This window comes from Anabaena sp. FACHB-1237 (genome assembly GCF_014696225.1).
Lineage (GTDB): Bacteria > Cyanobacteriota > Cyanobacteriia > Cyanobacteriales > Nostocaceae > FACHB-1237.
On the sequence record NZ_JACJPV010000001.1, the window covers coordinates 90,683 to 103,292 of the forward strand.

Here is a 12,610-nt window from a genome sequence, read left to right on the forward strand (position 1 = left end):
GAATGCATGACTTCCGTCCTGCGGTACCAGTTCTAGACTTCGTTGTGGAATTTATTTTCGTAGCAAGTTTGATCTCAAATTGCTTAGGACTTACGCAAGTGTCACACTAAAAAATCTCTTGTATGGTCCGTCAGATATCAACAATTTGGTTATTTACATGATTTATACTGTCTGACGTGGTTGGTGAGCTTGTCGAACCACACCCTACCAATGTGCCAGTTGCGTAAGTCCTGTTGCTATAAAACAACTAAAACGATTAAATAAGCAACAAATCCCACTAATTTCGAGCAGGGGAATTATTATTCTGGGAATTATTTCCCGGTGCTACAGGTAATTGTGGTACTGTATTTTGCGGTACATTATTAGGAACTATAGGAATTTCATTAGAATTAGATGGTAATGAAGGGTTAGTATTTATTGGTTGATTATTAGGTAAACCTGGCTGTGAATTTGGTAAAGTTTGTAAATTATTTACCCCATTAGAACTACCAGGAATAATCCCTAAAGAAACTCGACTTCCGCCCACTTTTCGCAACAAATCCAATGTTTCAATCACATTATTATAAGTAGCAGTCCGTGAGGCATTTAAAACTAAAATTCCATTGGGGTTATTTGTGACATATTGCCTTAACCGCACTTCCAGATCCTCTTTTTTTACAGGTTCTTTTTCAATGTAAGTTAAACCTACAGCGTCAATAGTTACTGGTAAAATATTCTGGCGATTTTGGCCATTAGCGGCCGAGCTTGTGCCTGTACTCGCTTTAGGTAAATCAACATTAATAGCTTGTTGTCGAGTAAATTGTACAGCCGCTAATAGAAAAAATGTCAAAATGCAAAAAATCACATCTATCAAAGGAATAATAGAAATTTGGACATCTTCATTAATACTATCTAGCTTAACTTTCATCTTCTTGGTTTGTTGGATTAAAATTGGTATAATTCTCAGCATCATCTATGGACAAATTACTATTCTTACTCAAGATATTTGTCACTAATTCTGGCTCTTCATTGAATATTTCTGAAGTTGTAGTTTTTGCTATTGGTGGATATTGACGATAAATTAATTCTAGGTCATTTCCTGCCTTATTAAAAATTTTGACTTGTTGCACTACAAAACTTTGAAATAGGCGGTAAAATGCTAAACTAAAAATCGCCACTATTAAACCTGATGCGGTACTAATTAAAGATTCTCCAATACCAGTAGTCACACCAGCAGCAGATTCTGTACCTAAATCACCAATTCTAATGGAACCTAAAGAATGAATCAAACCTAATACCGTCCCTAGCAATCCTAACAGTGGTGAAAGAGCAATTACAGCTTCTAACAGTTTTTCACCTCTTCGCATTCCCGCAATTTCATCGGCTGCGGTAGATTCTAGTGCTAATCTAAATATTTCGGTATCTTGTTTTTCCAGCTTTAAGGGAGCATAGAGAAAACGCCCAATGGGTTGATTTCTCGCTTGTTGTGCTATGGTTGTCGCTATTTCCCAATCTTCACCCGCCGCATCCAGAACACGATTTACTATTTCCCTTTCCTGGCTGATAATTCTTAACCAGAACCATAAACGCTCAAAAATCACGCTTAATGACAGGATAGATAAAACTAGTAAAGGCCACATGGCTAGACCGCCTTTCTTAAACAAGTCTATAATATCCACTGTGTAGGTTTCCTCACTCCATTACTTACTTTTCTTAGCATTTTTTATTATAAAGACTAACTGCCATTTAGATAACTGAATAATTGACAATTAATCATTGATAATTAACAATTATAGGACTTACGCAAGTGTCACACTAAAAAATCTATTGTAGGGTGCGTCAGATATCAACAATTTGGTTATTTACATGATTTATGCTGTCTGACGTGGTTGGTGAGCTTGTCGAACCACGCCCTACCAATGTGCCAGTTGTGTAAGTCCTGAATTAATCAGAATTTTTTCCTAGACTCCGCACTCCACACCCTGATGTATACATAAAGGACGGTTATTCCCACCGGGAGTTTAGAAAAATATTTGTCACAATCAGAGTTAATTACAGATATTTACAGGTGAATACTATGAATTTCTCCATCCAATCTCTTTATACTTGGTATCGTAATGTGCTTCGTAACCCTAAATATAGATGGTGGGTAATTATTGGTACAATTGTTTATCTCATCAGCCCTATAGATATTTCTCCCGACTTTATTCCCATTATTGGACAAGTTGATGATGTTTTATTATTAACTTTGTTTGTTACGGAAGTTTCTGGACTAGTTATTGATGGTTGGAAGGCTAAAAAAGGTCCTAGGGATTATAATAACACTAATACAGTTAATCAAACATCCACTACATCTGAAACTGTAGATGTGGATGTGGTGGATATTAAGTAAGCTGATGTGCAGCAGTCACTGTATAACTAAAAAACCTAAAATTACTGTAGTGCAAGCAAGATGCTTGCATCTATTATCCAAATTAAAAGCACAACAGCTTAGAATAGGTGAGAGGGAATAGGGAATAGGGAATAGGGTTATTATCAGGTTTATTTATAAAATCAGGCAAATAACAGGCGATCGCTCATCATCTAAATTCTATAATGTTCGCCTATTTTTGCCCATTTCATATTTAACCCACATTACTAAAATTAAACCTCCTGAACAAACTCACTCAAGAATCTAAATGCTTTCAAAATAAAATTAGCACAGTCTCTAGGCGATGTTTCATAAAAAGATGGCCAAGCGCTAGTTTTATCCTCATCATAATTTTTCACACGATGGGGATATTTTTCCAACCATGCTAACCTGACAGCATGACCAATTAACACATCTAATACTATATATTCCTCAATTTGTAAAGTCGGGTTATTAGCAACTATTACCCCTAATTCCATTAACGCTTCCACGTTAACTTGACGATATTCTGGTGCATCAATTTTATTCAACAAATGTTCAATTCTCAACGCAAAATTTCTTTCTCCTGCTGTCATTTCTGACACCATAACTTCACTTTCTAAACGGTTGCGTCGTTCTAATTTATCCCCAATAACTATACCTTTACAATGCTGCATTAACAACCAAACCTGTTTAAAAAAGTCTTTAGGAACACGGTTTAAAGCACCTTCTCCTTGACGATATCTGCGCCAACCTCCCAGAGGAATTTCCGTTTCCTCCATTGTACTTGGTAACACAACCCAAGCAATATCACTTTCTTTCTGTTTAACGTGCAATAATTCCTGTTGTTTTAATAAACTACTCACTCCACTATATCCTGTGAGAACATGACGCAAACGAATTTTGACCTCAAAAGGCGATAATTGCATTAATTGTTCATAAGCCTCATCTTGAGTAACTTCTAATTCCCTAGCTAATTCACTTGTAATTAATAATATTAAATAGCCTACTCTTAATGTTAACAAACCTTGGAATAATTTGGGTTCAGATTTAATTAATACTCCCAAATATATTAATATTTCTTGTGTTAAAACACGATCCCGAATATCTTCCCGACAAAAATTATTAATTTTTTCTGCAATTTCATTGTGAGACATAGGAACAGTTATCAACGAAGCCTCACTGTAAGCTCTACCCACTGCAATTTGCTTACCTCTAACCAAAATACTTGTTACCGCATCCGATAAACCAATATCCACCATTTGACGTAAACCAGCAGCACGACGCACTACCGCCCATATACCTAAATCACCAGCTTTATTATATACTTCATCTAGTAAATCTCCCACAGTTACAGGATAATTTGGACCACCATAACCTGTATCAAACTCTAAACCTTTTAATCTCGTTAAAGTTTGTAATAATTCAATTTGTTCATAAATATTTTCTGAGGATCTTAAATATGTTAACAACAATTGCAAATTAGTTTCACATTCCATTTGAAATTCTTGGGTATGTCCTAAAGACCAACTTTTTTCTAAATCAGATGTGAGATAATAACAACGTATTCCTTGGGTGGGAATGAAAGACGGCGATAATTTTACATCTTCCAAAAAGTCTATCCTCTGAATAGCTGCTGTGAGCATTAACTGATTTAATTTTCCTAACTTAACCTTGACACTATTACAAATACCATCTTTTAATTCTTGCATTAAAGACAATAATGCTTCTGCACCAGTTTCTAGCATAGTTCTAGTAATCATTAATGTCAAGGTTGGTCTTCCTAAATCACTCCAATATTTTTGAATATAGGCTAATTCTCCCCTAATTTGATCTACTAAAAAATGATAATCTAAGGTTAAATAAAATTGTTTAGAGTCAAGAAATGATGGTAAAAATACTACAGTTGCATCCTGTATTTTAAATATTCTCGATGTGGTTAAACTTCTTAATCTTCTCAAGGGACGACCTGTTAAACTTAATTTATCATTGCGGCCAATTTGTCCATAAATACGCGATAATTCTCCTGCTTTTCTAATTTTAATTGGGGCTATTTGTTTAATTGTTTGCGTTTCAATTCCGTAAACTTCTAATTCTTTTTGTAATTCTTCATCTTCTGTTAATAACGCAATTTGCACAATAGCATCACGTTTTTTACCTAAGCATAAATGTCTTCCTAAAGGATCAATATCCCCTACAGAAATTAAACCTTCACTTAACATTTGTCCTAAATAATATAAACTTTGCGCCCAAACTAGGGGAATATTTTCATTAGGTAATCTTTTTTGACTTTGTGGTGCTGCTTTTTCTGCTTCTATCTTGTCTTCAGGAACATAATATAATTCTGGTAACAAGGGTAAATTTGTCTCCTCTTCGTTAACTAATAGTGACTGTAAAAGTTCTTGATATTTGGCCACTTGTTGGGGACGGTTTAAACATAAACCATCTAACATTAAATAAGTGAAAAACAATGGCCATTCACATTCAATATTTTCAAATTGTTTTAATTCCCAAGGTTCATAATGTAATCTTTGGGTATCTTCTAAAACTGTTTGATGTCCATCTCGTAAAAATCTTTTACAACCATATTTTCCCTCTAATTTATTGATAATTTCTTGAAAGGTTCTTTCTCTTAATTGTTCATCTTCCACCGCAAACGCAGGATAACTAATTATACTTAATAATGCAGCGTCAATTTCTTTAGAAGCTGACTCTCTGGGTAATAATGATTCTAGGGTAATTCTCGCTCTAGCAATTTCATCAGGTAACACATGAATTACTGAGGTTTGACTACCATAAACTCCAAATAAGTTTAATCCGTTCATGGCTTCTAATGCAGCTTTGGCCATCCCCAAGGAACTGGCGTTTAATTCCGCGCTACCATGATTGATTTTATTTCCTCTTTCCCAAATTCCATAGTCAGGAGTGCGGTAAGCTCTACCAATGTAATAGACTAAGTTTTGAATAAAGTTAACTTCGTCTATGGTGTAAATAATTGATAAGCCGGAAACTGTCATCTGTGCTAACATTAACAAGAAGATAGATGTCGCATCTAATTGTAAATGTCCCCATTCATCATCACCTACTACTACATCTCCTGTGGATGTATTGTATTTGGCATGAAGTCCATCCAGTAATGACTGAGTATGTTTGAATGTTTCTACTTTATGGGATTGTCGCATCATGGCAAATAATAGGCCACGCATTAATTTAATTACGCTATGTTCTAATTCATATACTCTGCCATTATCTTGATCTAATTTTTTATAAGCTAAACCTAATCCCCACACCGCTAATATACTATATACATTATCTCTTACCCAGGCATCAGTATAATCACCATGAGCATTAACGGCTGTACTTGCTGGTAATAAGCCAGTAATGGGATTTTGACGCGCTAAAATAATGGTTGTGATTTGCTGATAGTAATAGTCTAGGCGAGATGGCGATAATGCGGATTTATTCATGGTGTTTATCAGTAAGTTCAAGGATAATTATACTCAAATATATATGTTGTTTAAAAATTTACAAGTTCAGTAGATCAGTAGAATTTATATACTGACTTTATAAAATCTTTGTTAAGATTATAGCAAGAAAGGAAAAAAAGAGCTATTTCCTAGCTGACAATTTTATCAAGGATTTGGCAAGATTATTCATAGTTTGATATTTTTGCGGAGATTTAACCAGGTACTGTATGTATGAGTGGTTAAATCTTTGTTTGATTGTATTAGTAAATGTTATGAAACTAAGGAATACAAGCAAGATGCTTGTGCTACTATAATTTATCAAATATCTTCAGATATATAAGTTAGCTATTTTCAACAATATGAATTTCTTTATCTGTTAATTCATATAATTGATAAACTAATTGATTAATTTGTCTATCAGTTGCTTTAATTTGTTGTTGAATCATTTTTTGTTGTGGTGGTGTTTGTGCTGTGGTAAGTCTTTGATGGAGAGTTAATATTTGTTCCACAAGTTGTACCATTCGTTGATGTTTTGTCACTTCTCTTACATCATCGAAATTAATAGTATAAATTGGAAATGGTTTAATATAATTTGTTTTGAATCGGAAATAACCACCACGTAAAACATTACCTGTATTAGCCAAAAACCACCACATTAATTTTGAGTTAAACAAACCTAACCAATATAAATAGTTTTCTTGACATTCTTTTGAAGGAATCAAACTATAAACAGTAGTATTATGATAAGATTGATGCCTATCTAACATCATATTACAACCCAAACTTATTTCTGCACAAATAATTTTTTGAGATTCAAAATCAATAATTGAACGTCCTCTATGACAAGCATACCAATACATTGGATTTGTTTTATATTTAATTCTTAATTTTGTTATCTCCTCCCGATATTGACTCAAATATTGATAAGCAAGAGGAAACTTATCTCTGAAATAATTTTCCTTTAAACAAACAGTTTTATTCCCTTTTAATTGATATGGATAGATACAATAATACTGATAATTAGGAACTATATAACGATGAACATCATCATTTTTTAGTATTGGTTTAACTATTTCTCTTTCTATTAAAATATTTCTGTGATCACGTTGAGAAAAAACCTCGATTATTTTATTGTCATCTAATTCATTATTAATTTTTTTTAATAGATATATTTCATCTATTCCCGTGACAATACCTTGAAAAACACTTGAAAATTTATCACCAATTGTAGCGTTTCCATTTTTAAGTTTTTCTAAAAGTAGGTTGTTAATATTGCTACTTAAAATCCAAGGTTGATCATTAAAATTCTCTAAAGCAAATTGACTAAAATTACTATCATCTAATTGGAAAAGTTGCACAGATAATTCTGAAGATTTTAAAGATGGAAATTCATAATATTTCAAATATGTATTTTTAACCTTTGAAAGAAGTATAATTCCTGTATATGTTGAAACTTGATTAAAAATCAGATTATTTCCAAAACTGACTAATGTGTTTACTGATCTTTGAGAACTTAAAAGATGTCGCAATCGTGATCCAAAGTCAGCATGAGTAAACTTATGAGGACATATATAACTTAAAACACCATTATCAGATAGTAATTGTAGTCCTTTTTCAATAAATAGGCAATATAAATCAAACCTTTTGATGGCGGTTTGATATTTTTGCTTAAAATATAATATCTCTTGCTTGTAATATTCCTGAATTCCTTGTATTCTTAAATATGGAGGATTTCCAATAATCGCATCAAATCCTCCACGTTGTATAATCTTTTTAAAAGCATCATGCCAATCAAAAACATTTATGCGATATATGTCGTCTTCATCTAATAAATTTATCTGCACATTTTCATAAAATTCTCCATCTATTAAAGAATTACCACAGAAAATATTGCTATCTAAATCAGGTAATGCACGTTCTTTAAGTAGTTGTAATTGTCTGGTAATAGTTTCGCCAGATTCACCTTCTAAAACTTTCAATAATAAAGATAATTTAGTGGTTTCTACAGCTTGTTGATCAATATCAACACCATAAATATGAGTTAATAAAATTCGTTTGCGTTCCTGGGAAGTTAACCGCCAATGTGTGCTAGATATTTGATAAAATTTATCTCGGTATTTTTGAGGATTTTGCAGATATTGTTGTAAATACCAATCTAGTAAAAATTGATAAGCAACAATTAAAAATGAACCTGAACCACAAGCAGGATCGAGAATTGTAATTTCTTGAACTTTCTCTGGTTTTTTACCTGCTAAAATTTTACCAATGGTCTGTTTAATAATATAATCAACTATATAACTAGGAGTATAATAAACCCCTCCTGCTTTTCTGACTTCTGGTTTATCTTCAACAACTGCTTGACGACTAGCAGATATTTTAATTACTTTACCTAAAAACTGTTCATAAACTTGTCCTAGAATTTCCACAGGAATTACAGAAAATTCATAGGGACTTTCAGGAGGATATAGTTTTCTGAGAATAGCTTTTAAAATACTATCATCAATTTGTAAACTAAGGGTAAAATCATCTGGTTTTTCTCTACCTTTTTCATTTTGAAAGTGGAATAAACCAGAGTTATAACGATAGTCTGCATTAATAAATAAACGTCCTAATTCTTGATAGATATTTTCAAATTTTAGTAAAGTATATAGTTGTTGATAAGGTTCAATTTCTCTATCTTCACAGATGCGTAAAAATATCATTCTATTAATTGTCATCTGGACGGCAAAATTTAACTCTCTAGGATTAATTTGAGGGTTACGCCACACAATATTAGCAGCTAAATTTTCCCGCCAAATTTCAATTTCTTGTAAAAATGCCTGATCAACGGTAATTTCTCCTTTAATTTGAGATTCTGCAAATTTTTCTAATGCACTATTTAATACTGCTTCTTTAGAGAAAAGATTATATATTTCTTGCCATTTTTCTACATATTCTGTATAATGAAAATATTTTACTCTAGCTACAGATGCTTGATCATTTTTATGAGGCATTATCCGACAATCATAAACAGAAAATTCCTCAAAATCTGTTAAAATACTTAAATTTAATTTAGCTGACCATCCATAGCGACGTAATTGAAAAGCTGCACTAATATTTTTACCAACATTAACAGATGGTTTTTTTGCTTCTACAAAGAACTTTCTTGCTCCTCCAATACGAAAACTATAATCAGGTGCTTTTGCTTTATTTGTATCACTAATTTTTAAACTTGCTTCATGAATAACTTCTTGATAAATATTATTGGTATGTTGTTGGTTTCGCACATCCCAACCTAATGCTTCAAAAAAAGGATCAATAAATTGAATCCGCGTTTGGGTTTCATTTAACCCTCCTGTATGATATACTTCTATTTGTTGATGGAAATTTTCAACTAGTTGAATAATTTGTGATGGTGTGTTCATGTTTAGGTAAATAGTTGAATAATTTATTGATTATATAATAAATAGTAATTGGCAAACTCCAGGTACTTACAAAAAAGGTCTAGCATCAAGCTAAACCTTTATATAAAGCAGTTATTCGACACACTAGTTTTAACATAAATATAAGACTGCTAATTTACATCTTTCTCAAGATTGTGTTGAATAATGTTTGGATATATTAGGAATCAAAAGAGTGCTGATATCTCACTGCTAACTACTTAAAGCTAATTAACATGATGTGTAGCTGATATTTTTTGGGGCAAACCCCAGTCAGGACGCAATTTAGCGGCATTACGCAAATAAATATGATGTACAGATGCAGTAGTAGGTAAATAAGCATGAATCAGGAAACGCACACAACGCTGTAAACTACCTTCAACGTGCATTTGTTGAACATCTAACATAGCAACACTATCCCATAAAGGACGACTGCGAGCGATCGCTGCGGGAAAAATAGCATCTAAATCTTTAGTAACAGAGAAAGTCACACTAATCATTTCTGTAGGTTTAAGTTCGTTACGATTTTCTAACTCGTCTAATAATTCTGTTACTGCTTCTTTAATTGCTTCCACACTATTTTCAGCAACAGTTGTTGCTCCACGAATCGCTCGCATTTGCCATTCCATAGGTTCTTTACTAGTTAATATAATAGTTAGTGATTAGTTAGTGATTGATATACGCCCTTTTTGCCATACCCCATCTTCCCCATCTTCCCTGTATTTTATTATTTTATGGCCTATATAACCACAAAGGTAAACCGTTAGTAGAAACTTCAAATTCTAACCAATTAATTCCTGCACCAAGGCGGGATTTTTGCTGACGATTCCCTGGTAAAATACGAGTTAATAATGGTTTTCTTTCTTCTATTGTATAGCAGGGTGTTTTTTCTGGATCAAGTCCTACTAATTCTGCTGTCCAGCGTCTTGCATCTTCTTCGGTTCCCAGTTTGTCTACTACTCCTAACTGTAACGCTTGTTCTCCTGTAAAAATTCTTCCATCTGCAAAACTTTTTACCGTTTCTACTTCTAAAAAGCGAGACTCAGCTACAGTTTTTACAAATTGGTTATAACTAACATCTATTAATTCCTGCAAAATTGTTTGTTCTGCTTCTGTTAGTTCTCTGTCAAAGGATAATATATCTTTGTAAGGTCCTGATTTAATCACTTTGAAAGATACACCAATTTTTTCTAGGAGACGTTCTAGGTTATTTCCTCGTAAAATTACACCTATACTACCCGTAATTGTCCCAGGGTTAGCCATGATATGTTCTGCTCCCATACCAATATAAACCCCCCCAGAAGCCGAAATATTACCAAAACTAGCCACAATTTTTGTCTTTTGTCGCAGTCGTTTCAGGGCACTATAAATTTCTTGGGAGTCTCCTACTGTACCTCCAGGACTATCTATACGTAGGAGTAATGCGGGAAATTTTTTCTCTTCTACTGTTTTTAGGGCTTCTAAAATGTGCTTTCTTGTACCACCAGCGATCGCACCAGTAATTTCAATCCGTGCTATTTGTTTACTAAACTTAGGCTTAAACGGCCAAATCATATATACTTGTCACTTACTTATTAGTTGTAGTATCTTTGTTCCCTAAGACAACTTTCTATGGTTGTCAATTAGATAATAAGGGTTTAGCAATGCTAAACCCTTACGGGAATCAGGAGTTCAATAAGTTAGTGTACCAAGAATTTAACTTTATTTCCCAACTATATAAGAAAATTTATAATAAGTATTAAATATAAATAATTACAAATAGATTACATTAGAAACAAGCAGACATATAAACACCTCATGAATGACTGCTGATAGTTACTTATAAATCTAAATGTAAAATTTGATAGCGATAAAAAGCATAAACATCAAATAAACCACCAACAAAACCCCAGGTTAAACTAATAACTAGTAAACCATTCATAGGACTACCAGTACCAAAGGTAGCTAGAAAATGGATGATTTGTGTCAGCATCGCGCCAATTATACCTTGTAAACCAGGAACATAGGCAAATATAGATAGAAACAGGAAAACACTACCAACAATGAGTATAGGAGCAATAAAACTCAAGATTGCAGCAAGTAGCAGAGAACGCAGGAAATGAGTTAAGATAGTCATGTCTAGTATGAGTAGGTAGGTGGAACAACTTCAAAAGACATTTAATGTCATCTTCTACAATAATGGCGATCGCCCCTAAAAAATTGATTTTGTTAGAAATCTTAAATTTTGATTAAAAAATACGGGTAATAGTTATCTCTTGTGCATTGGATATCATCGAGGTAAAAACATCTCCAAGACAGAGTAGATGAGAATTTCTACCTCAGTGTATAATCTTAGCCAAGATCATCACCTGGAGAAAGGCAAGTTAATTTTTCAGGATTAGAGTTAAAATAAATTAATATTTGCTGATATTTGCTAATATTTGCAGATGTAAAACCTCAAAAATTATCAGAAATTAGTAATGACCAAATCAAGTTTAGGAGTGTGGAGTCAAAGACTAGTATCCGCCATATTTTTGGGTGGACAAGTGTTTGTACATCTGATTACAGGTAAAGTAAATTATCGTAATACTTTAGAACAATTAGCTATAGTTGGACCAGATTCATTATTTATTGCTTTACTTACTGCTGTATTTGTTGGTGCAGTATTTACTATTCAAGTTGCAAGAGAATTTATTACATTTGGTGCTGGAAACCTAGTGGGAGGAGTATTAGCAGTAGCATTAACAAGAGAACTGACTCCTGTGCTAACCGCAGTAATTTTAGCAGGAAGAGTAGGTTCAGCCTTTGCGGCAGAAATTGGTACAATGAAAGTCACAGAACAAATAGATGCACTGTTAATGCTAAAAACAGATCCCATAGATTATTTAGTAATCCCAAGAATTTTAGCCTGTTTAATCATGTTACCAGCGCTAACATTACTATCCTTAATCACAGGAATGACTGGAGGACTGATTATAGCAACAAATATTTACAATCTTGCCGAGAACGTATTTTTGGACTCGGCGCGAAACTTCCTAGATATTTGGGACATTGCCAGCGCTATCATTAAAGCCTGTTGTTTTGGTATATTAATTGCTATTATTGGTTGTAGTTGGGGTTTAACCACTACAGGAGGAGCTAAAGGTGTGGGACAATCAACTACAACAGCTGTAGTGACTGCATTATTAGTCATATTTATTAGTAACTTCTTTTTATCATGGTTAATGTTTCAAGGTGCAGGAAGTGGTTTAAGATAAATTATCAGTAGTTAGTGGGGTTTAGGACTGCTAAACCCCTGTGAGTTGATTTAGTGCAGTCCCTAATTAGGGTGGGTTAGGAGCGCCAAAATTTCATTAAATATTTATTAAGTAAATACG

Annotated in this window: 9 protein-coding genes; 2 read left to right on the forward strand and 7 right to left on the reverse strand. The window is 33.3% G+C overall.

Annotated elements, in window-relative coordinates:
* Positions 1 to 277: 277 nt before the first annotated feature.
* Entirely contained in the window at positions 278 to 907 is a 630-nt protein-coding gene (locus H6F32_RS00435; RefSeq protein ID WP_190367365.1) for a biopolymer transporter ExbD, read from the reverse strand.
* Positions 897 to 1,658 (reverse strand): MotA/TolQ/ExbB proton channel family protein, encoded by a 762-nt coding sequence (locus H6F32_RS00440; protein WP_190367366.1) that lies wholly within the window; start codon positions 1,656 to 1,658, stop codon positions 897 to 899. The genes H6F32_RS00435 and H6F32_RS00440 overlap by 11 nt, the downstream gene beginning before the upstream one ends.
* A 398-nt stretch (positions 1,659 to 2,056) precedes the next feature.
* Here H6F32_RS00440 and H6F32_RS00445 point away from each other — a divergent pair, with 398 nt between their 5' ends.
* Positions 2,057 to 2,371, forward strand: coding sequence for a YkvA family protein (locus H6F32_RS00445; RefSeq protein ID WP_190367367.1), 315 nt, complete (start codon positions 2,057 to 2,059; stop codon positions 2,369 to 2,371).
* Positions 2,372 to 2,622: 251 nt separating this feature from the next.
* On the opposite strand, the gene H6F32_RS00450 is transcribed toward H6F32_RS00445, so the two are convergent.
* The 5 genes from H6F32_RS00450 to H6F32_RS00470 all read right to left on the reverse strand — a co-directional run bounded on the left by H6F32_RS00450 (position 2,623) and on the right by H6F32_RS00470 (position 11,370).
* Entirely contained in the window at positions 2,623 to 5,835 is a 3,213-nt protein-coding gene (locus H6F32_RS00450; protein ID WP_190367368.1) for a glycoside hydrolase family 15 protein, read from the reverse strand.
* Positions 5,836 to 6,176: 341 nt separating this feature from the next.
* On the reverse strand, positions 6,177 to 9,239 hold the full coding sequence (locus tag H6F32_RS00455) for an Eco57I restriction-modification methylase domain-containing protein (protein ID WP_190367369.1): 3,063 nt from the start codon (positions 9,237 to 9,239) through the stop codon (positions 6,177 to 6,179).
* Between the two features lie 242 nt (positions 9,240 to 9,481).
* Complete coding sequence (gene aroH / locus H6F32_RS00460) at positions 9,482 to 9,883, reverse strand: chorismate mutase (RefSeq protein ID WP_190367370.1); 402 nt, start codon at positions 9,881 to 9,883, stop codon at positions 9,482 to 9,484.
* Between the two features lie 103 nt (positions 9,884 to 9,986).
* Positions 9,987 to 10,808: a signal peptide peptidase SppA gene (sppA, locus tag H6F32_RS00465; protein WP_190367371.1), complete on the reverse strand. Its 822-nt coding sequence runs from the start codon at positions 10,806 to 10,808 to the stop codon at positions 9,987 to 9,989.
* 265 nt (positions 10,809 to 11,073) lie between these two features.
* Complete coding sequence (locus H6F32_RS00470) at positions 11,074 to 11,370, reverse strand: hypothetical protein (protein WP_190367372.1); 297 nt, start codon at positions 11,368 to 11,370, stop codon at positions 11,074 to 11,076.
* A 343-nt stretch (positions 11,371 to 11,713) separates the two neighbouring features.
* Here H6F32_RS00470 and H6F32_RS00475 point away from each other — a divergent pair, with 343 nt between their 5' ends.
* Positions 11,714 to 12,490, forward strand: coding sequence for an MlaE family lipid ABC transporter permease subunit (locus H6F32_RS00475; RefSeq protein ID WP_190367373.1), 777 nt, complete (start codon positions 11,714 to 11,716; stop codon positions 12,488 to 12,490).
* Positions 12,491 to 12,610: the final 120 nt, after the last annotated feature.